Here is a 24,792-nt window from a genome sequence, read left to right as displayed (position 1 = left end):
ATGAACTGGAAGTTCCTACCATGAAGCTCGCAGACGAGACCTATCTCAGTGAAGCTGAATACTTCGCCCGGGAATTGCAAAGCCCCGGGCGCAATGAATACGTGGCCGGGCAAGTCTATGCCATGACCGGCGCCTCACTGCGCCATAACATCATTGCGGGCAATATTTACAGTGCGTTACGCCAGCACTTGCGCGGTTCGCCCTGCCGTACCTTCATGGCCGACGCCAAGCTGCGCATCGCCAAAATGCAGAGCATCTATTATCCCGACGTGCTGGTGACCTGTGACCCGAAGCATCAGCGCGTTGGCGTTGCCGATCATGTGGTCGACACACCGCGTCTGGTCGTTGAGGTGCTTTCGGAGAGTATGGCAGGCACCGACCGGCGGGAAAAACTGCTGGCCTACAAGAGCCTGCCCTCGCTGCTGGAGTACGTGCTCGTCAGCCAGGATGAAGCTCTGATCGAAATCCACCGGCGCAGCGGTGACATCGGCTGGCAGATCATCACCCTGACACCGGGAGACCCGGTGGAACTGAGCAGCGTCGAACTGACGACCAGTTTTCCGGCGATTTACGAGGAAAGCGGGCTGGCCTTGTGAGTCAGCTGCAGAGGTAGCAGGGCGCTCAGTCGGGTGCAGCACCTTTCGTTTCAGGTCAGTCGGTCAGCTTGGCCAGATACCCCTCAACGGCATCCTGCGCCGGGCTATCGGTAAGGGTGAGGGACTTCCGGATTTTCTCGGCCACCTTGCCGTAGCCGTATTCAGGCAGGGCGGCGAGCGCTTCCTGCAACTCGTAATCCCGCCCAATCTCGATCAGCGCTTCGACAAGCGCCATCGCCTGAGTTACGTCTTTCTGTACCTTGGTCTGAAAACCCGCCGCCCGTTCCTGTGCAACGATCAGCTTATGGATCGCAAAGCGGGCTGGGTCAGGGAAGTTTGCCGGGATTGCGTACTGACCCACCAGCAGGCCGCGCACAATCGGGCCTCCCAGCAGGTAGTCCATGTAACGCAAGGGTTCGGCTGCAAACCCAAGATCAGGGAACATGATGGGCGATGTGTCGCCCTTGTGCCGGATCGTCGTCAAGAAATCGATCTTGACCTTCGATTTGCGACTCATGAGCGAAGTCGCTGGGAACTTGATGTTGAGCGATGGCACGGCGAAGAAGGAGTCATCACCGGCTTTGACAACATGCTCGACATTCAGCGTGGCGTCGCTGACCGGGGTAGCCAGCGCGATTCCATGGGGCCTGGCAAAGTCCATGTCCGTCGTCTTGAGGGAGTTACCCCAGCGCACGCCCAGCGCATTGCCCAAGGCAGCGAACGCATGGGAGCCAACGACCACGATGGCTTTGGAAAACAACCCGGCCCGGGCCAGCCACTCCATCACCCGGAAGTGCGCCAGCTCTACTGACATGCCACCGCTGGAGACAAAGGAGCGCGTCGTTGTTTTCAGGGATTCAATGGCGCTTTGAATGTCGCTCTTGCGCTCGATCAAGCGTTCGACCAGCGCTTTGGTTTCCTCGGTTTCCAGCCCAAGCGACTTGCGCCGGAACGTGCCATCCGGCAGCTTCACCTGCCAGTAGAGGTAGCGCTTTTCGTTGGAAATGTTCACATAAGGGCTGCCGACAACGCCATCCTCGAATATCAAGACCTCGTAACTCAGGGCTTCTTCCAGGAGTTGCGCGTAAAGCGTGTGGGTCAGGGCCGTTTGCAATTCCATGGCAATCCCGAAATTTGTAGTACACGATAAACAGCGTACTACAGAACCCATGGGCATTTGTAGTATACGCAGGAATGTGTACTACAAATTCGGAAGCACGGCCATGGCTTACGAATTCAGGCGTCGTAGACGAGGGTATCCGGAATATCGTGCAAAGTGGCCATGGCTCAAGAAAGTCAGCGAAGGCCGATGAGCACGAACTGGTCATCCTTCACGCGTGCCCGTTTTTTTGCCAACGATCCGCGAATATGCCACTTCCCATGCCGGATCTGCTGGAACAAGCTGATCCCCACCCTTACAGGGCTTCCAGGTGCTCGATCATGAGCTGGGTGGATTGCACCCCTTTGTATTCGTTGATCCCCAGTCTATACACGATGCGGCTGCGGTTGCCGGGCTGGTTGGTGTAGTTGAATTGAATCCCGTCAATGACTTGCCCGTTCTTGTTGAGACGTAGCTTCAGGTGTTTTTCCTTGAGGATGCGTTGCTGCTCCACGGTGAATTCGTCTTCGAACAGGGGCGGGGGGAAGCCCTGGCCCCAGATCTGGGCTTCCAGCAGTTGGGCGGTTTCCAGGTTGTAGTGGGCGGTTTCCAGGGCGCCGTCGGTTTCCAGGCTGCGGCTCAGGTCTCCGGGGCTGAGGAGCTCCCCGGCGATCTCGGCGAACAGGTCACGGAAACGATTGAAGTCCTGTTCCAGCAGGGTGACGCCCGCTGCCGCCGCGTGGCCACCGAAGCGTAGCAGCAGGCCCGGGGCCCGTTTCGAGATGAGGTCCAGGGCGTCGCGCAGGTGCAGGCCGGGAATGGAGCGGCCGGAACCCTTGAGTTCGCCGTTTTCGCCCCGGGCGAAGGCGAATACGGGCCGGTGCAGCCGGTCCTTGATGCGGGAGGCGAGGATGCCCACCACCCCCTGGTGCCAGTCGGGCTCGAACAGGGCCATGCCCGGGGGGGCATTGTCCATTTCCACCCGTTCCAGCAGGGCCAGGGCCTGGTCCTGCATTTCCGCTTCGATTTCCCGCCGTTCCCGGTTCAGGCCGTCCAGCTTCTGGGCGTAGGCCAGGGCCATGCCCGGATCGTCGGTGAGCAGGCTTTCAATGCCGATGCCCATGTCCGAGAGGCGTCCGGCGGCGTTGAGGCGGGGGCCGAGCACGAAGCCCAGGTCGAAGGCCGTCAGGCGCCGGGGTTCCCGGCCGCCCGCCCGGAGCAGGGCCTGGAGCCCGGCGCACAGCCGTCCGGCGCGCATGCGCTGCAGGCCCTGGCTGACCAGGATGCGGTTGTTGCGGTCCAGTTTCACCACGTCGGCCACGGTGCCCAGGGCCACCAGGTCCAGGAGGTTGGCCAGATTGGGTTCGGGCCGTTCGGCGAACCAGCCCCGCTCCCTGAGTTCGGCGCGCAGGGCCAGCATCACGTAGAACATGACGCCGACCCCGGCCAGGTGCTTGGAGGGAAATTCGCAGCCCGGCTGGTTGGGGTTCACGATGCATTCGGCTTCGGGCAGGGTGTCGCCGGGCAGGTGGTGGTCGGTGATCAGGGTGGCGATGCCCAGTTCCCGGGCCCGGGCCACCCCTTCGAGGCTGGCGATGCCGTTATCCACGGTGATGATCAGATCCGGCTGGCGCTCTGCGGCCAGGTCCACGATGGCGGGGGAGAGGCCGTAACCCAGGGTGAAGCGGTCCGGCACCAGGTATTCCACCGTGGCGCCGCTGCCCGCCGCCAGCTGGCGCAGGGCGCGGATGCCCAGGGCGCAGGCGGTGGCGCCGTCGCAGTCGTAATCGGCCACGATCAGCAGACGCGCATCCGCCTCCAGGGCATCGGCCAGGAGCTCGGCTGCGGCGCCGGCGCCCTTCAGGGCCTGGGGCGGCAGCAGGGACTTGAGTTCATAGTCCAGTTCCGCCGCATCGCTCACCCCCCGGGCGGCGTAGAGCCGGGCCAGAAGGGGATGCAGGCCCTGCTGTTCCAGTTGCCACTGGAGTTTGCTGGGGACGGGGCGGCGGACGAGTCGGGTCATGGATGCGGGCGGGAAATGAAAGGGAAATTTTCCCCGTTGCCGGGGCAGGAGTAAAACATTGGGGAGCGGCTCCGGGAGCTCAGGGCGGGCTGTCCGCCAGTTGCCGGGCCAGGGTCGCCAGGGGGCGGGCGCTTTTCCAGAACTGCCAGCGGCTGGCGGCACCCAGCTCCCACTGGAGCAGGCCGTAGGCCGTGGGGCTGAGCAGGGTGAGGCGGCTCAGCTCCCGGCCCAGGGCCTGGGCCAGGGGGGCGATCCAGTGCCGTTCCAGGTCGGCCACCTGGGCTTTCCAGCTGTCGCCGTCCTCCACCAGGGCGGGGGCCAGCAGTTGCTCCAGCAGGATCAGTTCCCGGGGGTTGCCGCCGGCCTTGCTGGCTGCGAGCCAGGCCTGGGCATGGGGCGGCCGGGGCCGGGCATCCCGGGCGCTGCTCCGGGCCAGACCCTGGAGCAGGGGCTCATCGCCCCAGACCCGCTCTGGCCCCGGGGCGGTTGCCGCCTGCCCGGTGCCGCCCCAGAGCCAGAGGCCGTTCACCAGGGGGCGGCGGCTGGCTTCCCGGGCCCGGTTGACCGGGTGGGTGTGCAGCAGCATCTGCAGTTCGTTCAGAAGCCGGGCCAGGTCCGGCGCTTCCGGGAGCAGGGTGCCAAGCTGGCGCCCGGTGGCGGCGGAAGGCGGGGGCAGGGGCGGCAGGTTCAGGCCCGGGACGGCTTCCAGGTACCAGCGTTGCGGGTGGGGGGCGTGAAACCGGCCCAGGTCCGGGAAGTCCCGGTTGAGGCTGACCAGCAGCTGCTCCACCTCCTCTGCCTCCAGCGCCAGCAGTTCCGCATTGCCCAGGATGACGCGCTCGTGGTGGAACTGCAGATGCACCGGGTCGGCGCAGTACCAGCTGGAGTCGCCGGGGTCCCGGGACTCTCCGGCCAGGCGGCAGGCCGCCAGGCTGCGCGGGCCGGTGCCCAGGAGTCCGGCCAGACAGGTTTCCAGGGCCTGGCGGGGCTGGCGCTGGAAGCGGGCCCGCCCCAGGAGTTTTTCCAGGGTGGGGCATGCCAGCTGGTCCAGGGCGGCCTGGTCGGCGGGTTCGGGCCAGAGCAGTTCGGGTATGAGCAGGGTCAGGTGCATGGGGGCGGGGAAAAGGCGAGGGGAGGCGGTCTGGCGGGGAGCCCATGCTCCCGGGCTGGGTGCCCAGAAAGCGCGGGCGAGTGTACCATAGGCCCCCTTTTGATTCTTTCGGTCCCTCCCGGTGGCTCTGCCCTACGAGATATTCATCGGCCTGCGCTATACCCGCGCCAAGCGCCGCAACCATTTCATTTCCTTCATTTCCCTGATTTCCATGCTGGGCGTAGCCCTGGGGGTGGCAGCCCTGATCGTGGTGCTGTCGGTGATGAACGGTTTCCAGACGGAATTGCGCACCCGCATCCTGGGGGTGGCTTCCCACGTCCAGATCAACGGCATGGACGGGGACCTGCCCAACTGGTCCCGGGTGGCCATGGAGGCTGGCGCCCATCCGGAGGTCCAGGCGGCGGCGCCTTTCGTCCAGGCCCAGTCCATGCTGTCCGTGGATCAGGAGGTGCGCGGGGTGCTGGTGCGGGGGATAGAGCCCATGCTGGAAGAGCGGGTGGCGGATTTTGCCCGCTACATGCAGAGCGGCAAGCTCGATGACCTGAAACCCGGGGAGTTCGGCATCATCCTGGGCAGCGAACTGGCCCGGGCCCTGCGGGTGCATCTGGGGGACAAGGTCACGGTGATCGCGCCCCAGGGCTCCGTCACCCCGGCTGGCGTGGTGCCCCGGCTGCGGGCGTTTACGGTGGTGGGCATCTTCGAGGTGGGCATGTTCGAATACGACTCCGGCCTGGCCCTGGTGGATCTGGGGGATGCCCAGAAGCTGTACCGGCTCGGGGACCGGGTCAGCGGCGTGCGCCTCAAGTTGAACGACCTCTTCGATGCGCCCCGGGTGGCCCGGGAGGTGGCGGGCATGATCAACGCCGACGCCTATGTGGCCGACTGGACCCGCAGCCATGCCAATTTCTTCCGGGCCGTGCAGATCGAGAAGAACATGATGTTCATCATCCTCTCCCTGATCGTGGCCGTGGCCGCCTTCAACATCGTTTCCACCCTGGTGATGGCGGTGACCGACAAGCAGGCGGACATCGCCATCCTGCGCACCCTGGGAGCCCGGCCCGGTAGCATCATGACCGTGTTCATCATCCAGGGTGCCCTGATCGGCTGCATCGGCCTGGGGCTAGGAGTGGTCGGTGGCGTCAGCCTGGCCCTCAACATCGATGTGGTGGTGCCCTTCATCGAGCGCCTGCTCGGTACCCAGTTCCTGGCCAAGGAGGTCTATTACATCTCCGAGCTGCCGTCCGAACTGCAGTGGGGCGATGTCTGGGGGGTCACCCTGATTGCCTTCGTCCTGGCCCTGGTGGCCACCCTCTACCCGAGCTGGCGCGCCGCCCGGGTGAATCCGGCGGAGGCCCTGCGCTATGAGTGAGACAAGCATGCAGACGGTGCTGGAATGCCGTGCCCTGGGCAAGCGCTTCGCCCTGGGGCAGGAAGAAGTGAGCGTGCTCCGGGAAGTGAACCTGTGCGTGGAGGCCGGGGAGAGCGTCGCCATCGTTGGCGCCTCCGGGTCCGGCAAGAGCACCCTGCTGCACCTGCTGGGGGGGCTGGATGCGCCCAGCAGCGGCAGTGTCGAGCTGATGGGGCAGGATTTCTCCGGCCTCAGGGAGGCGGCCCGGGGCGACTGGCGCAACCGACACCTGGGCTTCGTGTACCAGTTCCATCATCTGCTGCCGGAGTTTTCCGCCCTGGAAAACGTGGCCATGCCGCTGTTGATCCGGCGTCAGCCCCGGGCCGCAGCCCTGGAGCAGGCTCGGGCCATGCTGACGGCGGTGGGGCTGGGGCACCGGGTCGAACACCGGCCGGGGGAGCTTTCCGGCGGCGAACGCCAGCGGGCCGCCATTGCCCGGGCCCTGGTGACCGAGCCGGCCTGCATCCTGGCCGACGAGCCCACCGGCAACCTGGACCGGCATACGGCAGAAGGGGTGTTCGAACTGCTCCTGGAGCGGGCCCGCTCGGGGCGCACCAGCCTGATCATCGTCACCCACGATCAGGCTCTGGCCGCCCGCACCGGCCGTACCCTCAGTCTTGAGGACGGGCAGCTGATCTGACCCGGCGGCGCCGGCCCCAGGCGCGGATCAGGTAGATGCGCCAGGCTAGGCGCACCAGGAAATAGCCGGCCAGGGCCAGCACCACCGCCAGGATCAGGAGGCCCAGCCCCAGGGGCTTGCCCAGGCCCAGCATCCATTCCCCCATGGCCCGGGTCCATTGGGGCAGGGTGGCCAGGGCGAACTGGGGCGGTTCGACGAAATTCCCCTCCTGGGGCAGGAACAGGCTGCCGATCTCGTAGGCCAGCAGGTACAGGGGCACCAGGGTGAAGGGATTGGTGTACAGGGTGGTGACCACGGCCAGGGGCAGGTTGACCCGGAACAGGATGGCGCAGAGGGCGGCGCCCGGCATCTGGAACGGGCCGGGAATCAGGCCGCAGAACAGGCCGGTGGCGATGCCGCCGGCGGCCGAGTGGCGGTTCAGATGCCACAGCCGGGGATGGCTCAGGGTGGGGCCGAGCAGGCCCAGCCAGCGGTGTTGCTGGAGGCTCTGGGGATCGGGCAGATAGCGTCTCAGGTGTTTGCGCATGCGGGTCCTGGCCTGGGTTTATGGGCTGGGCGGGGTTGCGTCGGGCGGGATTGGGGGGTATGCATTTGGGTTTTGTGCTGCCCTTTGCTTTAATGGCCCGATGGGGCAGTTAACGGGCATCTTTCTCCTGGCGGGGGCCCTGGGGGTCCTTCTCCTGCAGCAGCAGGCGGCACTGCCGGCCTGGGCTGCCCTCGGCCTGGTTCCGGGCATTTTCCTTCATTTCGTCGTCCTTGCCATCCAGGCCCGGGTTTCCCGGGGCCGGGGCCTGGCCCTGGGGCTAAGCGGCCTGGCCCTGCTGGCGGGGCTGGCCGCTGGCTTCGGCTGGGCCGCCTGGCGGGCGGAACTGCGGCTCGGGGATGCCCTGGACCCGGCCTGGGAAGGGCGGGACATCCAGCTGCAGGGGCAGGTGGTGTCACTGCCCATGGACTTCGAGCGGGGTCAGCGCTTCGAGTTCCGGGTCGAGGCGGTCCTGACCCCCGGGGCCCGGGTGCCGGAGTACCTGTGGCTGAGCCGCTATCGCCGTGGCGCCGAGGACGAGGAGGGGGCAGGCGGGCAGCGTCTGGGTGCCGGGGAGCACTGGGCCCTCACCGTGCGCCTGAAGCGGCCCCATGGGCAGGCCAACCCGGGCGGTTTCGATTACGAGGCCTGGTTGCTGGAGCGCAACTTGCGCGCCACCGGTTATGTGCGGGCCGAGCCCGGGGCCCGGCGGCTGGCCCCCCCGGGTTTGGGGGCCGGGATGGCCCTGGTGCACCGGCTGCGCCAGTCCCTGAGGGAGATTTTCCTCGCCCGCCTGGGGGAGGCGCCCTATGGGGGCATCCTGGTGGCCCTGGCCATCGGTGACCAGCGCGCCATTCCCGGAGCGCAGTGGAACGTCTTCAACCGCACCGGGACCACCCACCTGATGAGTATTTCCGGGCTGCACGTGACCCTGATCGCCAGTCTCCTGGCCTTCCTGATCAACCGCCTGTGGCGCCGCCACCCCCGGCTCTGTCTGCGCCTGCCGGCCCAGCAGGCCGCCCTGCTGGGGGGCGCCCTGGGGGCTCTGGGCTACGGGCTCCTGTCCGGTTTCGGCATCCCCGCCCAGCGCACCTGCCTAATGCTGGGCATCGCTGCCCTGGCCCTGCTTTCCGGGCGTCGGGTCGGGGTCGGACGCATCCTGCTGCTGGCCCTGGCCGGGGTGCTGCTGTTCGATCCCTGGGCCGTGCTGGCCCCGGGGTTCTGGCTCTCTTTCGGGGCCGTGGCGGCCCTGCTCTGGGCCGGACTGCAGGAGCAGCCTCCGGATGGGGCGGGCGGCCGCTGGCGCCGCTGGTTGCTGCAGTTCGGCCGGGCCCAGGGGGCTGCCACCCTGGCGACCCTGCCGGTCCTGCTCTGGGTGTTCCAGCAGTTTCCCCTGGTGTCGCCTCTGGCCAACCTGGTGGCCATTCCCCTAGTGAGTTTCATCGTCACGCCCCTGGTGCTGCTGGCGGCCCTGTTGGCCTGGCTGCCTTTCCTGCCCCTCCTGGAACTGGCTCATCTGCTGATGTCCGGCCTGATGGGGGGCTTGGAGCAGCTGGCGGTCTGGCCTTCCTGGCGGCCGCCGGCTGCGGCCCTCTGGGCGGTGCTGCTGGCGGTCCTGGGGGTGCCTTTGCTGCTCCTGCCCCGGGGCGTGCTGGGCCGGGGAGCCGGGCTGGTCCTGCTCCTGCCCCTGCTGTTCTGGCCCGCCCCCCGGCTGGAGCCGGGGCAGCTGCGGGTCACGGTGCTCGATGTGGGGCAGGGGCAGGCGGTGCTCCTGGAGACGGCGGGCCATAGCCTGCTTTATGACGCCGGCCCCGCCTACGGCAGCGATGACGCGGGGCGGCGGGTGGTGCTGCCCTACCTGGGGCAGCGGGGCATAGGGGCGCTGGACATGCTGGTGCTTTCGCACCGGGATCAGGATCACGCGGGGGGCCTGGATTCCATCCGGGCGGCCCTGCCGGTGCGGCGCCTGCTGTCCTCCATTCCCGAGCTGCCGGGCGGGGAGCCTTGCCGGCGGGGGCAGGCCTGGCAGTGGGACCAGGTGCAGTTCGAGTTCCTGCACCCACCGGCCGGCCGCACTCTGGCGGGGGACAACGGTGACAGCTGCGTGCTGCGGGTCGTCACGGCGGCGGGGCGTCTGCTGCTGCCCGGGGACCTGGGGGTCCGGGAGGAGGCGGAGCTGCTGGCTCTGGACCGGGGCGCCCTGTCGGCCGAGGTCCTGCTGATGCCTCACCATGGCAGCACGACCTCCTCTTCCCTGGCTTTCGTGGCCGCCGTGGGGCCGCAACTGGCCCTGGCCTCCGCCGGTTACCGCAACCGTTTCCAGCATCCCCGTCCGGAAGTGCTGGAGCGTTACTCAGGTCTGGGGGCCCAGGTCTGGCGTACGGACCGGGACGGGGCCCTGATCCTGGAATTCTCCGGGAGCGCCCCCCAGTTGACCGCCTGGCGTCAGGCCGGGCAGCGCTACTGGTGGGGGCGGTAAGATGCCGGTCATCAACAGGGAGGAGAGGCCATGGGCCAGGAGCTGGAACGACGGGAGGAATGGGTGCGTTGCCCGGATGGGCGGGGCAGCCATCGCATGGTTTATTCGGAATGGGGTCCCCGGGATCATCCCCGGGTGCTGGTGTGCGTCCATGGCCTGACCCGCAACGGCCGGGATTTCGACGATCTGGCCCGGGCCCTGGCGGCCGATTACCGAGTGGTCTGTCCCGATGTGGCGGGGCGGGGCCGCAGCGAGCGGCTGGCGGACCCGGCTGCCTACGGCATGCCCCAGTACCTGGCGGACATGCTGGTGCTGCTGGCCCGCCTGAATGTGGAGCAGGTGGATTGGCTGGGCACCTCCATGGGCGGCTTGATCGGCATGGGCCTGGCTGCCCTGGCGGATACGCCGGTGCGGCGCCTGATCCTCAACGACGTGGGGCCGGTGATCACCCGGGCGGCCCTGGAGCGGATCGCCAGCTACGTGGGGGAGGACCGGCGCTGGGACAGCCGGGAGGAGGCCAGTCGCTATTTCCGCCGCATCTGTGCTCCGTTCGGCGCCTTGAGCGAGGCCCAGTGGCAGCACCTGGAACGGCACAGCCTGGTCCAGGAAGCGGGCGGCTGGCGGCTGCATCACGACCCGGCCATAGGCGAGCCGTTCCGGGGCAATTACCTGGCCAGTGAAGTGGAGCTCTGGCCCCTTTACGAGGCCATTTCCTGCCCGGTGCTGGCCCTGCGCGGCGCCGATTCGGACCTGCTCACCCGGGAAGCCTGGCAGGCCATGGGGGCCCGGGGCCCCCGGGCCAGCCTGCTGGAAGTGCCCCAGGTGGGCCACGCCCCCATGCTGATGGACGACAGCCAGATTCAACCGCTACGGGACTGGTTGCTGGCTTAGCTTCCAGGCTCGGGTTACCGGAGTGGGGCAAGGCTGATGCGCCCGACAGGGCAGCGCGCCGTCGTTTCAGCCGGGCCGTGCCGGCGAGTCCGGGCGGCCGCAATGAAAAAGGAGCCCCGGGGGCTCCTTTTTGAGTAGGTTGGGAATTCCCGTCTTACTGCCGGGTTTCCACCATCACCAGGGGCTCGTCTGCCGGGGCGGCAGCGGCCTGGCGGTTACGCCGGGGCCGGCCCAGTTGCACCGGCGCTTCCTGGACGGCGGGAGCCGCAGGGGCGCTGCTGGTCTGCACCAGAACCAGGCCGCTGGCTTCCAGCTCCTTTTCCAGGTCGGCAACCACCAGGGGAGCGGCTGGCTCTGCCGGGGCAGCGGCTGCCACGGGCACCTGAATCGGGGCCGCCGTCAGCTCTGCCTCAGGGGCCGGCGTTGCGGCGACCTCGGTGGATACCGGGCTGGCCGTTTCAGCCGGAGCAGTCTTGGCCACCACCGCCTCTTCTACCGCCGGCGCGCTGTTTTCCACCGGAGCCGGGATGCTTTCCGGGGCGGGGCTCAGTGCGGCTGCTGCTGCCTCGGCCGTTGCCACGGTTTCAGCTGCGGCAGTTTCGGCTACTACAGTTTCAGCTGCCATGGCGGGCTGGGGCTTGGCCTCCACCGGTTCAGGGGCTTCCACCACCGGGGCGGGTTGGGCGGCGACCGCTTCCACCGTCGCCGTGAGCGGGATTTCCGGAGCGGCGGCGCTTTCCTGCACGGGCGCTTCGCTGCTTTCCTGGATTTCGCTGCCGGCTTCGGCATTGTTGCGGTTACGGCCACGGCTGCGGCGGTTGCGGCGGCGGCTGTTTTGCTCCTCGCCGGCTTCCGCATCCGTACTGCCTTGGGTGTTTTCCAGCGCGGCATTGACCGTGGCGGCCACGCCAGCGGCGGCAGCGGCTGCATTCACGTCCAGATTTTCCTGGTCCACCTGGGGCGCTGCCTGGGGGCGTTCCCGACGTTCGCCCCGGGGCCTGCGCTCACGGGGAGCCTGGGCTTCCTGGGGGGGGGCCTTCTCTTCCCGGGGTTCCCGGGATTCGCGCGGCTCACGCTGGTTGCGGCTGCGGGATTCGCTGCGGGCGTTTTCCCGGTTTTCACCCCGTTCCGGACGGTTCTCCCGGGCCGGCTTGTCGCCTTCCCGTTCTTCACCCCGGCGGCTGTCGCTGCGACCATTGCTGCGGCCGTTGCGACGGCTGTCGTTACGGTCCCGGCGGCCTTCCCGGCTTTCCCGGGGCTTGCGCTCGGGGGCTGCGGCGGGGGCCGGCGCGGCCGGGGTGCTGCGGAACCAGGAGAAGATGCGGGAAATGATGCCCGGGTAGGCTTCGGCGGGCTGGGGCGCAGCCGCCGGTTTTTCCTGCACCACCGGGGCCGGCTGTTCCGGGGTGATGTTCTTGATGGCGGCTTCCTGGCGCGGCTTGACGGCCTCGGGCTTGCCGTTGGCCGGCTTCTGGGCTTCCTCGCTGGGGGCTTCCACCATCTTGTAGGAAGGTTCGCGCAGATCCTCGGCATTCAGGTCGTCGTGACGCAGACGCTGGATGTCGTGGGCCGGGGTTTCCAGATGGATGTTGGGAATCAGCAGGATGGACACCCTGTGGCGCAGCTCGATGGCCTGGATGTCGGCACGCTTTTCGTTGAGCAGGAAGGTGGCCACGTCCACGGGAACCTGGACATGCACGGCGGCCGTGTTGTCCTTCATGGCTTCCTCTTCGAGGATGCGCAGGATGTGCAGGGCGGCGGATTCCGTGGAGCGGATGTGGCCGGTGCCGGTACAGCGGGGGCAGGGGATGTAGCTGGTCTCGGCCAGGGCCGGACGCAGGCGCTGGCGGGACAGTTCCATCAGGCCGAAGCGGCTGATCTTGCCCATCTGCACCCGGGCCCGGTCGAACTTCAGGGCGTCCTTGAGGCGGTTTTCCACCTCGCGCTGGTTGCGCTGGGATTCCATGTCGATGAAGTCGATCACGATCAGGCCACCCAGGTCCCTGAGACGCAGCTGGCGGGCCAGTTCATCGGCGGCTTCCAGGTTGGTCTTCAGGGCGGTTTCCTCGATGTCCGCACCCTTGGTGGCACGGCCGGAGTTCACGTCCACGGCCACCAGGGCTTCCGTGTGGTCGATCACGATGGCGCCGCCGGAGGGCAGGTTCACCTGCCGCCCGAAGGCGGTCTCGATCTGGTGTTCGATCTGGAAGCGGGAGAACAGGGGCACGTCGTCCCGGTAACGCTTCACCCGGTTCACGTTGTTGGGCATGACCTGGGCCATGAAGGCCTGGGCCTGCTCGAAGATTTCGTCCGTGTCGATGAGGATTTCACCGATCTCGGGCTGGAAATAGTCGCGGATGGCGCGAATCACCAGGCTGCCTTCCTGGAAGATCAGCAGGGGAGCCTTCTGCTCGGTGGCGACGCTGTCGATGGCGCGCCACAGCTGCAGCAGGTAGTTCAAGTCCCACTGCAGTTCCTCGGCCTGGCGGCCGATGGCGGCGGTGCGGGCGATCAGGCTCATGCCGTTGGGCACTTCCAGCTGATCCATGGTTTCCCGCAGTTCGGCGCGCTCGTCACCGTCTACACGGCGGGAAACGCCGCCACCCCGGGGGTTGTTGGGCATCAGCACCAGATAGCGACCCGCCAGGGAAACGTAGGTGGTCAGGGCAGCGCCCTTGTTGCCACGCTCGTCCTTGTCCACCTGGACGATCAGCTCCTGACCTTCCTTGAGCGCTTCCTTGATGGAGGAGCGGCTGTCGGCACCGGGCTGGAAGTAGCTGCGGGAGATTTCCTTGAACGGCAGGAAACCGTGGCGGTCTGCGCCGTAATCAACGAAAGCAGCTTCCAGAGAGGGCTCGATGCGGGTGATCACGCCCTTGTAGATGTTGCTCTTCCGTTGCTCCTTGGCGGCCGATTCAATGTCGAGATCGATCAGTTTCTGACCATCGACAATGGCGACACGGAGTTCTTCGGCCTGTGTCGCATTGAATAACATGCGTTTCATGTTGTTATGGGGCTCCTGCGCACGCCAAGACAGGCGGCGCGCCCACGCAGCAGCGACCGGTCAGATAACGGTTGATTCCATGGATGCCGTTGTTTGAAGGTTCAAGATCAGGGGTCTGCTTTTAAGCAGTCTGGAGCACGAGGGCTACAGACCATGAATTCTGCGAGGACGATCCGAGGATGCTTGCGATGCGCGAATCAAGTAGTATCGCTACTTTTGGTGAGCGAACTTAACCGGTTTGATCTGCGGGAGACTGGGCAAGTTTGGCCTTTTGCCTGTATGTGAAGCAGCCAGGTGGGCCGGACCTGCCGACATTTAGGTTGTGGTAACAACTGCAGCTTGGAAGGCCCCGGACGGGTTGCCGGGAACCAGGTGCTGGTCGGTCTGACGGTGCGGCTTGTCTTGCAGTCCATGACGCAAAATCGAGGGGCAGTATATTGCAAAATGTCTGACGCAGGAACAAATTCCGTTGCCTATCTGGTGATCGGTGAAGAGGAGCAGGGGCAACGCCTGGACAACTATTTGCTCAGGTATTGCAAGGGGGTTCCCAAGAGCCACGTCTACAGGGTTTTGCGCAGTGGCGAGGTGCGGGTCAACAAGAAGCGCTGCGACGCCACCTACCGGGTCCAGCTGGGTGACAGCATCCGGCTGCCACCCATGCGGCTGGCCGAACGCCGGGTCTCCGAAGTGGAGGAGGCGGCCCAGGCCCGGGTGCAGTTGCCCCTGGTGTATGAGGATGATGCGCTGCTGGCCATAGACAAGCCGGCGGGCATTGCCGTGCACGGCGGCAGCGGCGTCAGTTTCGGGGTGATCGAGTCCCTGCGCCGGCAACGGCCCCAGGCCAAGTTCCTGGAGCTGGCCCATCGCCTGGATCGGGAAACCTCGGGCCTGCTGCTGGTGGGCAAGAAGCGCTCGGCCCTGAATGCCCTGCATGACATGTTCCGGGAAGCGGGGCAGGTGGCCGACAAGCGCTACCTGATGCTGGTGCGGGGGCGCTGGATGAATCCCCTGCAGCAGGTGAAGCTGCCCCTGTTCAAGTATCTGCTCGAATCCGGCGAACGCCGGGTGCGGGTCGATCCCCAGGGCAAGGCTTCCCACACGGTGTTCCGCCTGGTGGCCCGCTGGCAGCGCTTCAGCCTGCTGGAGGGGCAGCTGAAAACCGGTCGTACCCACCAGTTGCGCGTGCATCTGGCACACCTGGGCTATCCCATCCTGGGGGACGAGAAGTACGGGGACTTTGCGCTCAACAAGAGTTTGCAGAAGGAGGGCCTGAAGCGCATGGCCCTGCATGCCCGTTCCATGGATTTTCCCCATCCCCTGGAGGCGCGGCGCCTGCATCTGGTGGCGCCGCTGCCCGAGGCGCTGCGCCAGTTCATCACCCACCTGGATGCGCGGGAGCCCCGGGATTACAGCGCCGACAACCTGGCTGAACTGCTGGCGGGGCCGGAACTCCAGCCGCCCGCCTGACTCCGAGACACCATGCAGACCAATTTCGACCTCATTGTTTTTGACTGGGACGGGACCCTGATGGATTCCGCCGCTGCCATTGTCCATGCCATCCAGGCAGCCAGCCGCGACCTGGGCCTGCCCGAGCCCCCGGAGCAGCGGGCCCGGCACGTGATTGGCCTGGGCCTGTCCGACGCCCTGCAACTGGCGGTTCCGGACCTGCCCGAGACGGCTTATCCGGAGATGGTGGAGCGTTACCGCCACCACTATCTCTCCCGGGACCATGAGCTGGTGCTGTTTGCCGGTGTGGAGGCCCTGCTGCAGGAACTGGCAGCCCGGGGCTACCGGCTGGCCGTGGCCACCGGCAAGAGCCGCCTGGGTCTGGACCGGGCCCTGGATCATTCCGGCCTGCGCGCCTATTTCCATGCCCTGCGCTGTGCCGACCAGTGCCACTCCAAGCCCCATCCCCAGATGCTGGAGGAGCTCATGGATGAACTGGGGGCCGAGCCGGGTCGGACCCTGATGATAGGCGACACCACCCATGACCTGCAGATGGCCCGCAATGCCGGGACCGGTGGCGTGGGGGTGAGCTACGGTGCCCATGCCCTGGAGGACCTGCTGGCCCTGGATCCCTTGGCCTGTGTCCATAGCGTGGAGGCCTTGCAGCAATGGCTGCAGGAGAACGCCTGATCTGTGCCGGGGCGGCCCTGGAGGACGGGGGCGCCGGGGTGCGTTTCGAGGTCGAGCGCTACGGTGAGCAGGTGCCGGCTTTCGTGGTGCGCTACCGGGGGCGGCCCCGGGCTTACCTGAATCGCTGCAGCCATGTGCCGGTAGAGCTGGATTGGCAGCCGGGGCTGTTTTTTGATTCCAGCGGGTTATACTTGATCTGCGCCGTCCATGGCGCCCTGTTTGCCCCGGAATCGGGGCATTGTCTTTCGGGGCGTTGCGCCGGGCGGGGGCTGGAGCCCCTGCAGGTGGAAGAGCGGGCGGATGGCATTTTTCTCATGGAAAACTAGAAGACCGATAAATGGATACCCCTCCCAACGATCCCCGCAATGCTCCCGACTGGGAGCGCAAGACCCTGGAAAAGCTGGCTTTTGCCGCCTTGAGCGAGCAGAAGGCCCGGCGCCGCTGGGGCATCTTCTTCAAGCTGGTGGGTTTTGCCTACCTGGCTGCCGTGCTGGTGGCGGTGATGGACTGGGCGCCCAGCAGCGAGCCGGCCAGCAGCGAGCGCCATACGGCGCTGATCAACGTTTATGGCGCCATCGAGGCCAAGGGGGAGGTGAGTGCTGACAAGATCAACGCGGCGCTGCAGTCCGCCTTTGAAGACAAGAACACCGCTGGCGTGCTGCTGCGCATCAACAGCCCCGGGGGCAGCCCGGTTCAGTCCGGCATCATCTTTGATGAAATGCGCCGTCTGAAGGCCAAACATCCGGATATTCCCCTGTACGCGGTGGTGGAAGATCTCTGTGCCTCCGGCGGCTATTACATCGCTGCTGGTGCGGACAAGATTTACGTGAACAAGGCCAGCATCGTCGGCTCCATCGGCGTGCTGATGAACGGTTTTGGCTTCACGGGCGCCATGGAGAAGCTGGGGGTGGAGCGCCGTCTGCTCACGGCGGGAGAGAACAAGGGCTTCCTGGATCCCTTCTCACCCGTGAATCCGGCCCAGAAGGCCCATGTGGAAGCCATGCTGGGTGCCATCCACCAGCAGTTCATCGACGTGGTGAAGCTGGGGCGGGGCAAGCGCCTCCAGGAGACCCCGGACATGTTCTCCGGGCTGGTCTGGACCGGTGAGCAGAGCATCAAGCTGGGCTTGGCCGACGAGCTGGGAACCGTGGATTCCGTGGCCCGGGACGTGATCAAGGCGGAAAAGCTGGTGGATTACTCGGTCAAGGAAAATCTGGCGGAGCGCTTTGCCAAGCGGCTGGGGGCCGATGCGGCTTCCGGTTTCGGGCGGGGGCTGGTGGAGAGCCTGGGGATGAAGGCCCAGTAACGACTTCTGCAGCTTGTATTCAGGAAAAAAATGGGGCCCATCGAAGGCCCCTTTTTTTGGGCTCAGGCCAGGAGCAGGAATACCGTGGGCCGTCGTTCAAAGTCGGGGGGCGGCTGGCGGCGCCATTCGCCCAGGCTCAGGGTGCGGATGGATTCGCTGGTCAGGGTCAGGTCGGTGGCCAGGCAGAGGCGGGTGGCCGGGTTGCAGTGCTGCAGCAGGGCCTGGAACAGGGCCTGGTTGCGGTAGGGGGTTTCGATGCAGAGCTGGGTCTGGCGCAGGCGCCGGGATTCCTTTTCCAGCTGCAGGATGGCTTGGCGGCGCTCGTCTTCCTTGGCGGGCAGGTAGCCATGAAAGGCAAAGCGCTGGCCGTTGAGGCCGGAGGCCATCAGGGCCAGGAGCAGGGAGGAGGGGCCCACCAGGGGGCGGACCCGGATGTTCCGGGCCTGGGCCAGGGCCACCAGATCGGCGCCCGGGTCGGCCACGGCGGGGCAGCCGGCTTCCGAGATCAGGCCCAGGTCATGGCCCTCCAGCAGGGGCTGGAGCAGGGTGGGCAGGGCCTCCTTGCGGGTGTGTTCGTTCAACTCCTGCAGTTGCAGCTCCTGCAGGGGGACGGGCATGTCCACCCCTTTCAGGAAGGCCCGGGCGGTCTTGGCGTGTTCCACCACGAAGTGGCGCAACTGCCGCACTTGCTCCAGCACGGGGGCGGGCAGTACCTGCCCGGTGTCGCCGGGGCCCAGGGGAACGGGGATCAGGTGCAGGGTGCCGGTCATCAGAGCACCCGCAGGCCGGTTTCCCGGAACAGGTCGCACAGGGCGATCAGGGGCAGGCCCACCAGGGCATTGGGGTCGCTGCCTTCCAGGCGTGCGATCAGGGCGATGCCCAGGCCTTCAGACTTGGCCGAGCCGGCGCAGTTGTAGGCGGGTTCCCGCTCCAGGTAGGCTGCGATTTCCTGGTCTGTCAGGTCCCGGAAGGTCACCAGGGTGGGGATGCCGCGTACATGGGCCTGGTTGTTGCGAGTGTCCAGCAGGCAGAGACCGGTGAAGAAGTTCACGGTCCGGCCCCGGAGTTCCTGCAGTTGCGCCACGGCCCTCTCATGATTGCCGGGCTTGCCATAGATTCTTCCGTCGCAGACGGCCACCTGGTCGCTGCCGATGATCAGGGCGCCGGGGTGGCCGGGGGCCACGGCTCGGGCCTTGGCTTCGGACAGGCGCAGCGCCAGGGCTTCGGGCGTTTCGTCGGGGAGGGGGGTTTCGTCGGTCCTGGGGTCGGCGACCTGGAAATCCGCGATCAGCCGGGACAGGAGCTCACGGCGGAACGGGGAGGTGGAGGCTAGAACCAGGGGGGGCGTGGCGGGCGTGGGCATGGGAGGCGTTGGGTGTCGGGGCAAAAGCGAAAATGTCACAACACCTTAGCTTCGATATTTAGAGTGCTTTAGTGCTTTGACTTACAAAGCCAAAAATAATATCATCCCGCCCCTATGTCGCAACAGCTCGTGATCGACGCCCACCGATTTGTCCGCGAATCCAGGAATCTTGAAGGTTCCCTGGAGTTGTTGGAGTTGCCGCGTCTGCATGATCTGGTCACCCAGGTGGCTGGAAAAGTGCAGTACCGGCTCAAGGGGGTTTCGGGTGAGCGGGGTCAGCCCCGTTTGCATCTTGAGGTGAGCGGTGTCCTGCCCCTGATCTGCCAGCGTTGTCTTGCTACGGTGGAAGAGGAGCTGGAGATCGACAGCCTGCTGGAACTGGTTCCGGAAGGCAGTGAGCCCACCCAGGAAGAGCTGGAGGACGACAGTCTGGATTTTCTGCCCGTGGCGGGTGCCCTGGATGTCAGGGCCCTGATCGAGGACGAGATCCTGCTGGCTTTGCCAGTGGCACCGCGCCACGAAGCATGTGGCTTGCCTTCCGATACCGAAGCGGGCGAACGGCCTCATCCGTTTGCTGCGCTGGCGGGCTTGAAGGGCAAGCTTAACTGATTGTTTTTGAGGAGTTTTACAAATGGCCGTTCAACAGAACAAGAAATCCCCTTCCAAGCGTGGCATGCACCGCGCTCATGACTTCCTGACCAATCCCCCCCTGGCCGTGGAAGCTACCACCGGTGAAGTTCACCTGCGTCACCACATTTCTCCCTCCGGCTTCTACCGGGGCAAAAAAGTCCTGAAGACCAAGGGCGAATAATAAAACACCATCAGGCAGGCAGTTCTACTGGGACTGCCTGCCTTTTCTTTTGCGCGCAATTTAGGTTCGTGCACCCCTGATGCCCCATACCATCGCTATCGACTGCATGGGGGGGGACCATGGTCCCTCCGTTACCGTGCCGGCGGCGCTCGCCTTTCTTCGCTCCCATCCCCAGGCCCGGGTTGTGCTCGTGGGCCAGGAAGCCCTGATCCGTCCCCTGCTTGCAACGACACTTTCCGACCGCTGCCGCATTCAGCATGCCAGCGAGGTGGTGACCATGGACGAGGCTCCGGCCCTGGCCATGCGCAACAAGAAGGATTCTTCCATGCGGGTGGCCGTGAACCTGGTCAAGGCCGGGGAGGCCCAGGCCTGTGTCTCGGCCGGTAATACCGGGGCCCTGATGGCTATTTCCCGTTTCGTGCTGAAGATGCTGCCGGGCATAGACCGGCCGGCGCTTTGCCCGGTGCTGCCCACCATGACCGGCCATGTGCACATGCTGGACCTGGGGGCCAACGTGGATTGTGCAGCGGAGCACCTGCTCCAGTTCGGCATCATGGGCGCCATGCTGGCTGCCGCCGTGGATCACCAGGAACAGCCCCGGGTGGGCCTTCTCAACATCGGGGAGGAGGACATCAAGGGGAACGAGGTGGTGAAGCGGGCGGCGGAGCTGCTCAAGGGATCCGGCCTGAATTTCGTGGGTAACGTCGAGGGTGACGGCATCTACAAGGGCCATGCGGACGTGGTGGTGTGCGACGGGTTTGTCGGCAACGTGGCCCTCAAGGCCTCGGAAGGGGTGGCCCAGATGATGGCCACCGGGCTCCGGCAGGCTTTCAGCCGCAATGTCTTCACCAAGCTCGCTGCCCTGGTGGCCATGCCGGTGCTGAAGCGCTTCAAGCACAATCTCGATCACCGCCGCTACAACGGCGCCTGCCTGCTGGGCCTGAAGGGCCTGGTGGTGAAAAGCCACGGTTCTGCCGATGCCTTTGCTTTCGAGCAGGCCGTTAGCCGTGCCTACGAGGCGGCCAGCAACGGGGTGCTCGAACGTATCGCCGGCAAGCTGGCTGAGTTGCAGGTGCCCCTTGCCGAGGAGGCTGTCTGATGAGTATTTATTCCCGTATTGCCGGGGTTGGCAGTTATCTGCCCGGCAATCCCGTCAGCAACGACGATCTGGTGGCCCGGGGTATCGACACCAGTGACGAATGGATCGTGACCCGCACCGGCATCCGCGCCCGGCATCTGGCTGCGGCCGGGCAGACTTCCAGCCAGATGGGCCGGGAGGCGGCGGAGAAGGCCCTGGCCATGGCCGGCATCGATGCGGCCGAGCTGGATCTGATCATCGTTGCCACGTCCACCCCTGATTACATCTTTCCCAGCACCGCCTGCCTGCTGCAGGGCGCTCTGGGCAACAAGGGGGCCACGGCTTTCGATCTGCAGGCCGTATGCAGCGGCTTTGTCTACGCCCTGAGCGTGGCGGACAAGTTCATCCGCTCCGGGACCCACAAGAAGGCGCTGGTGGTGGGGGCCGAGACTTTCTCCCGCATCCTGGACTGGAAGGACCGGGGCACCTGTGTCCTGTTTGGCGATGGGGCTGGCGCTGTGGTGCTGGAAGCTTCTGCCCAGCCCGGCATCCTGGCCACGGCCCTGCATGCGGACGGCAGCCAGGTGGGCATCCTGTCGGTGCCCGGTCAGGTTGCCGCCGGGCAGGTGACTGGCGACCCCTTCCTGCGCATGGAAGGCCAGGCGGTTTTCAAAACTGCGGTGCGGGTTCTCGCCGATGTGGCCGAGGAGTGCTGTACGGCAGCTGGCATCGCCAGCGGCGAGCTGGACTGGCTGATTCCCCATCAGGCCAACATCCGCATCATCGATGCCACCAGCAAGAAACTGGGCCTGTCCCGGGACAAGGTGGTGGTGACCGTGGATCGTCACGGCAATACCTCGGCTGCTTCCGTGCCCCTGGCTCTGGATGAGGCGGTGCGCGACGGACGCATCCAGCGCGGCCAGAAGGTGCTGCTCGAAGGGGTGGGCGGCGGCTTCACCTGGGGCGCCGTCCTGTTCCAATTCTGAGGAGAAATTTCATGGCCTTTGCTTTCGTGTTTCCCGGTCAGGGTTCCCAGTCGGTCGGCATGATGGGGGCTTACGGCGATGCCGCCGTGGTCCGCGCCACCTTTGACGAGGCTTCCACTGCCCTGGGTCAGGATCTGTGGCAGATGGTGGCCGAGGGGCCGGCCGAGGTGCTGTCCCAGACCGTCAATACCCAGCCGGTGATGCTCACTGCCGGTATTGCCGCCTGGCGCTTGTGGCAGGAAAAAGGGGGCAAGCTCCCTGCCGTGCTCGCAGGCCACAGCCTGGGCGAATATTCCGCCCTGGTGGCTGCCGGGGTGCTGGCCTTCAGCGATGCGGTTCCCCTGGTGCGCCTGCGCGCTGCTGCCATGCAGGAAGCCGTGCCCCTGGGCACCGGCGCCATGGCCGCCATTCTCGGCCTGGACGATGACGGCATCCGTACCGCCTGTGCCGAAGCGGCCCGGGGCGAGGTGGTGGAGCCGGTCAATTTCAATGCCGCCGGCCAGACCGTGATTGCCGGCCACAAGGCCGCCGTGGAGCGGGCCATGGAAGCCTGCAAGACCCGGGGGGCCAAGCGCGCCCTGGCCCTGCCCGTGTCCGCGCCTTTCCATTCTTCCCTGATCCGGCCCGCCGCCGACAAGCTGGCGGCCCGCCTTGCCGAACTGGAGCTCCGTGCTCCGGCCATCCCGGTGGTCAATAACGTGGATGTGGCCGTCGAGTCCGATCCGGCTCGCATCCGAGACGCCCTGGTGCGGCAGGCCTACAATCCCGTGCGCTGGGTCGAAACCATCCAGAAGATGGCCGGCATGGGCGTGACCCTGGTGGCCGAATGCGGTCCCGGCAAGGTTCTGGCGGGGCTGACCAAACGTTGCGCCGATGGCGTCAATGGGGTGGCCCTGGCCGACCTGGCTGCCATCGAAGCCAATCTCAACCTGGAGTAAGACCATGCTGCAAGGACAAATCGCCCTCGTCACCGGCGCTTCCCGGGGTATCGGCAAGGCCGTGGCCCTCGAACTGGCCCGTCTCGGTGCCACCGTGATCGGCACCGCCACCAGCCCCGAAGGGGCCGGCAATATTTCCGCCTACCTGGCTGAAGCCGGTGCCCAGGGGCGGGGCGAGGTGCTGGAAGTGCGTGACCAGGCCCAGGTGGATGCCCTGATCAGCGGCATCGAGAAGGAAATCGGGCCGGTCTCCATCCTGGTCAATAATGCCGGCATCACCCGGGACAACCTGGCCATGCGCATGAAGGACGAGGAATGGGATGCGGTGATCGACACCAATCTCAAGGCCGTGTTCCGCCTGTCCAAGGCGGTCATGCGTGGCATGATGAAGGCCCGTAGCGGCCGCATCATCAACATCACCTCCGTGGTGGGGCATGCCGGCAATCCGGGTCAGGCCAACTACTGTGCCGCCAAGGCGGGCGTTGCCGGCATGACCCGCTCCCTGGCGCGGGAGCTGGGCAGCCGCAACGTGACGGTCAACTGCGTCGCCCCGGGCTTCATCGATACCGATATGACCAAGGTCCTTTCGGACGAACAGAAAACTTCGCTTTTGGGTAATATCCCCCTGGGCCGCCTGGGCCTGCCCGAGGATATCGCGGCGGCAGTGGCCTTCCTGGCTTCCCCCGGCGCTGCCTATGTCACGGGCACCACGGTGCATGTGAATGGCGGAATGTACATGGATTAAGAGTGATCCGGCCGGTGGGAAGATTCTCCCGGGGGCCGGGTTTTGGTAAACTAGCGCGGTTTTTTTATATCCCCGAACAGGGAAGGAGTTTTTTCAATGGATAACATCGTTGAGCGCGTCAAGAAGATTGTCGCCGAACAACTCGGTGTAAACGAAGCGGACATCAAGAACGAGTCCTCCTTCGTGGACGATCTGGGCGCCGATTCGCTGGATACCGTCGAACTGGTGATGGCCCTCGAAGAGGAATTCGAGTGCGAGATCCCGGACGAAGAGGCCGAGAAGATCACCAGCGTCCAGCAGGCGATTGATTACATCCTCGCCAACAAGAAGTAATCCATTCGGTTTGTTTTTCTCGCGAGGCCGGCTTTAATGCCGGCCTCCGTCTATGTATGTGATTGGAGTGCAACTTGGCACGTCGCAGAGTCGTCATCACCGGCCTGGGCATCGTCAGCCCCGTCGGTAACACTGTCGAAGAAGCATGGCAGAACATCCTGGCCGGCCGTTCCGGTATCGGCGCAATTACCAAGTTTGATGCTTCCACCTTCCCCACCCGTATTGCCGGGGAGGTCAAGAATTTTGACATCGGCGCCTACCTTTCTCCCAAGGAAGCGCGCCGCATGGACACCTTCATCCATTTCGGCATGGCCGCCGGCATCCAGGCCGTGCGCGATGCGGGGCTGGATCAGGAACAGGCTGACGCGGAGCGCATCGGCGTCTGCATCGGCTCCGGCATCGGCGGCCTGCCCTTGATCGAGGCCACCAAGGATGAGTTCAACGGGGCCGGGGTGCGCAAGGTTTCCCCCTTCTTCGTGCCGGGCTCCATCATCAACATGATCTCCGGCAACCTGTCCATCCAGTATGGCTTCAAGGGGCCCAACATCGCCCTGGTGACGGCCTGTACCACCGGTACCCATTCCATCGGCGAGGCGGCCCGCATCATCGAGTACGGCGATGCCGACGTGATGGTTGCCGGCGGGGCCGAATCCACGGTATCGCCCCTGGGGGTCGGGGGCTTCTGTGCTGCCCGGGCCCTGTCCACCCGCAATGACGATCCGGCTACCGCCAGCCGCCCCTGGGACAAGGACCGGGACGGTTTCGTGCTGGGCGAGGGTGCCGGGGTGCTGGTGCTGGAAGAGTACGAGCATGCCAAGGCCCGGGGGGCGAAGATCTACGCCGAACTGTCCGGCTACGGCATGAGCGGTGACGCTTACCACATGACGGCTCCCAATGCTGATGGCCCCCGGCGCTGCATCCAGGCTGCCCTGAAGAATGCCGGGGTGAATCCGGACCAGGTGCAGTACCTGAATGCCCATGGTACTTCCACCCCCCTGGGGGACAAGAACGAGTCCGACGCCATCAAGCTGGCTTTCGGCGAGGCGGCCCACAAACTGGTGGTCAATTCCACCAAGTCCATGACCGGCCACCTGCTGGGGGGCGCCGGCGGCATCGAGTCCCTGTTTACCGTGCTGGCCCTCCATCACCAGGTTTCCCCGCCGACCATCAACATCTTCAACCAGGATCCCGAGTGCGACCTGGACTACTGTGCCAACACGGCCCGGGAGATGAAGATCGAGGTGGCCCTGAACAACAACTTCGGGTTCGGCGGCACCAACGGTTCCCTGGTCTTCAAGCGGGTCTGACCCCGCCCTGATGCG

The 24,792-nt window shown here is 65.8% G+C and carries 24 protein-coding genes; 17 read left to right on the top strand and 7 right to left on the bottom strand.

Annotation, left to right across the window (positions count from 1 at the left end; translation table 11 throughout):
• Positions 1–20 precede the first annotated feature (20 nt).
• Entirely contained in the window at positions 21–596 is a 576-nt protein-coding gene (locus tag G474_RS0101150; RefSeq protein WP_026685387.1) for a Uma2 family endonuclease, read from the top strand.
• 55 nt (positions 597–651) lie between these two features.
• Here G474_RS0101150 and G474_RS21740 read toward each other — a convergent pair whose 3' ends face one another.
• The 3 genes from G474_RS21740 to G474_RS0101135 form a co-directional block, all read right to left on the bottom strand.
• Entirely contained in the window at positions 652–1,716 is a 1,065-nt protein-coding gene (locus tag G474_RS21740) for a GSU2403 family nucleotidyltransferase fold protein (RefSeq protein ID WP_051281621.1), read from the bottom strand.
• 295 nt (positions 1,717–2,011) lie between these two features.
• A complete protein-coding gene (recJ, locus tag G474_RS0101140) occupies positions 2,012–3,718 on the bottom strand; it encodes a single-stranded-DNA-specific exonuclease RecJ (protein WP_026685386.1) in 1,707 nt (568 codons plus the stop codon).
• A 79-nt stretch (positions 3,719–3,797) separates the two neighbouring features.
• Positions 3,798–4,829: a hypothetical protein gene (locus G474_RS0101135; protein WP_026685385.1), complete on the bottom strand. Its 1,032-nt coding sequence runs from the start codon at positions 4,827–4,829 to the stop codon at positions 3,798–3,800.
• Between the two features lie 127 nt (positions 4,830–4,956).
• On the opposite strand from G474_RS0101135, the gene G474_RS0101130 reads away from it, so the two are divergent.
• Both G474_RS0101130 and lolD read left to right on the top strand, forming a co-directional pair.
• Entirely contained in the window at positions 4,957–6,198 is a 1,242-nt protein-coding gene (locus tag G474_RS0101130) for a lipoprotein-releasing ABC transporter permease subunit (RefSeq protein ID WP_211228041.1), read from the top strand.
• Positions 6,191–6,877 (top strand): lipoprotein-releasing ABC transporter ATP-binding protein LolD, encoded by a 687-nt coding sequence (gene lolD, locus G474_RS0101125; protein ID WP_026685383.1) that lies wholly within the window; start codon positions 6,191–6,193, stop codon positions 6,875–6,877. Before G474_RS0101130 ends, lolD begins: the two co-directional genes overlap by 8 nt.
• Here the strand turns inward: lolD and G474_RS0101120 are convergent.
• On the bottom strand, positions 6,849–7,403 hold the full coding sequence (locus tag G474_RS0101120; protein ID WP_026685382.1) for a DUF2062 domain-containing protein: 555 nt from the start codon (positions 7,401–7,403) through the stop codon (positions 6,849–6,851). The genes lolD and G474_RS0101120 overlap by 29 nt on opposite strands.
• Before the next feature lie 100 nt (positions 7,404–7,503).
• Between G474_RS0101120 and G474_RS0101115 the strand changes: the two genes are divergently transcribed.
• Both G474_RS0101115 and G474_RS0101110 read left to right on the top strand, forming a co-directional pair.
• A complete protein-coding gene (locus G474_RS0101115; protein WP_043462744.1) occupies positions 7,504–9,879 on the top strand; it encodes a DNA internalization-related competence protein ComEC/Rec2 in 2,376 nt (791 codons plus the stop codon).
• A gap of 30 nt (positions 9,880–9,909) precedes the next feature.
• Positions 9,910–10,770 (top strand): alpha/beta fold hydrolase, encoded by an 861-nt coding sequence (locus tag G474_RS0101110; RefSeq protein ID WP_026685380.1) that lies wholly within the window; start codon positions 9,910–9,912, stop codon positions 10,768–10,770.
• Positions 10,771–10,924: 154 nt separating this feature from the next.
• Here G474_RS0101110 and G474_RS0101105 read toward each other — a convergent pair whose 3' ends face one another.
• Positions 10,925–13,774, bottom strand: coding sequence for a ribonuclease E/G (locus G474_RS0101105; protein WP_026685379.1), 2,850 nt, complete (start codon positions 13,772–13,774; stop codon positions 10,925–10,927).
• 444 nt (positions 13,775–14,218) lie between these two features.
• Here G474_RS0101105 and G474_RS0101100 point away from each other — a divergent pair, with 444 nt between their 5' ends.
• Genes G474_RS0101100 through G474_RS0101085 form a run of 4 tightly spaced genes read left to right on the top strand, consistent with a single transcriptional unit; the run spans position 14,219 to position 17,216 of the window.
• The gene (locus G474_RS0101100) at positions 14,219–15,241 is read left to right on the top strand and encodes an RluA family pseudouridine synthase (protein ID WP_026685378.1); all 1,023 of its coding nucleotides are present in this window, start codon (positions 14,219–14,221) and stop codon (positions 15,239–15,241) included.
• A gap of 12 nt (positions 15,242–15,253) precedes the next feature.
• Positions 15,254–15,910, top strand: a complete 657-nt coding sequence (locus G474_RS0101095; RefSeq protein WP_026685377.1) for an HAD family hydrolase — start codon at positions 15,254–15,256, stop codon at positions 15,908–15,910.
• The gene (locus G474_RS0101090) at positions 15,889–16,236 is read left to right on the top strand and encodes a Rieske (2Fe-2S) protein (RefSeq protein ID WP_026685376.1); all 348 of its coding nucleotides are present in this window, start codon (positions 15,889–15,891) and stop codon (positions 16,234–16,236) included. Before G474_RS0101095 ends, G474_RS0101090 begins: the two co-directional genes overlap by 22 nt.
• A gap of 11 nt (positions 16,237–16,247) precedes the next feature.
• Positions 16,248–17,216, top strand: a complete 969-nt coding sequence (locus tag G474_RS0101085) for a S49 family peptidase (protein WP_026685375.1) — start codon at positions 16,248–16,250, stop codon at positions 17,214–17,216.
• A gap of 62 nt (positions 17,217–17,278) precedes the next feature.
• Here G474_RS0101085 and G474_RS0101080 read toward each other — a convergent pair whose 3' ends face one another.
• Positions 17,279–17,986 (bottom strand): SAM-dependent methyltransferase, encoded by a 708-nt coding sequence (locus tag G474_RS0101080; protein ID WP_026685374.1) that lies wholly within the window; start codon positions 17,984–17,986, stop codon positions 17,279–17,281.
• A complete protein-coding gene (locus tag G474_RS0101075; RefSeq protein WP_026685373.1) occupies positions 17,986–18,579 on the bottom strand; it encodes a Maf family protein in 594 nt (197 codons plus the stop codon). Before G474_RS0101075 ends, G474_RS0101080 begins: the two co-directional genes overlap by 1 nt.
• A gap of 195 nt (positions 18,580–18,774) precedes the next feature.
• On the opposite strand from G474_RS0101075, the gene G474_RS22345 reads away from it, so the two are divergent.
• The 8 genes from G474_RS22345 to fabF all read left to right on the top strand — a co-directional run bounded on the left by G474_RS22345 (position 18,775) and on the right by fabF (position 24,777).
• Positions 18,775–19,188 (top strand): YceD family protein, encoded by a 414-nt coding sequence (locus tag G474_RS22345; RefSeq protein WP_245589278.1) that lies wholly within the window; start codon positions 18,775–18,777, stop codon positions 19,186–19,188.
• Positions 19,189–19,210: 22 nt separating this feature from the next.
• Positions 19,211–19,390 (top strand): 50S ribosomal protein L32, encoded by a 180-nt coding sequence (gene rpmF / locus G474_RS0101065; RefSeq protein WP_026685371.1) that lies wholly within the window; start codon positions 19,211–19,213, stop codon positions 19,388–19,390.
• 79 nt (positions 19,391–19,469) lie between these two features.
• Positions 19,470–20,489, top strand: coding sequence for a phosphate acyltransferase PlsX (plsX, locus tag G474_RS0101060; protein WP_026685370.1), 1,020 nt, complete (start codon positions 19,470–19,472; stop codon positions 20,487–20,489).
• Positions 20,489–21,454: a beta-ketoacyl-ACP synthase III gene (locus G474_RS0101055; RefSeq protein WP_043462742.1), complete on the top strand. Its 966-nt coding sequence runs from the start codon at positions 20,489–20,491 to the stop codon at positions 21,452–21,454. The genes plsX and G474_RS0101055 overlap by 1 nt, the downstream gene beginning before the upstream one ends.
• An 11-nt stretch (positions 21,455–21,465) precedes the next feature.
• On the top strand, positions 21,466–22,392 hold the full coding sequence (gene fabD / locus G474_RS0101050) for an ACP S-malonyltransferase (RefSeq protein WP_026685368.1): 927 nt from the start codon (positions 21,466–21,468) through the stop codon (positions 22,390–22,392).
• A 4-nt stretch (positions 22,393–22,396) separates the two neighbouring features.
• Positions 22,397–23,137 (top strand): 3-oxoacyl-ACP reductase FabG, encoded by a 741-nt coding sequence (gene fabG / locus G474_RS0101045; RefSeq protein ID WP_026685367.1) that lies wholly within the window; start codon positions 22,397–22,399, stop codon positions 23,135–23,137.
• Positions 23,138–23,233: 96 nt separating this feature from the next.
• A complete protein-coding gene (acpP, locus tag G474_RS0101040) occupies positions 23,234–23,470 on the top strand; it encodes an acyl carrier protein (RefSeq protein ID WP_026685366.1) in 237 nt (78 codons plus the stop codon).
• Positions 23,471–23,544: 74 nt separating this feature from the next.
• Positions 23,545–24,777: a beta-ketoacyl-ACP synthase II gene (gene fabF, locus G474_RS0101035; RefSeq protein WP_026685365.1), complete on the top strand. Its 1,233-nt coding sequence runs from the start codon at positions 23,545–23,547 to the stop codon at positions 24,775–24,777.
• The last annotated feature ends 15 nt before the right edge of the window (positions 24,778–24,792 follow it).

This window comes from Azovibrio restrictus DSM 23866 (assembly GCF_000429665.1).
GTDB lineage: Bacteria > Pseudomonadota > Gammaproteobacteria > Burkholderiales > Rhodocyclaceae > Azovibrio > Azovibrio restrictus.
This window is presented reverse-complemented; position numbering and strand designations above follow the sequence as displayed.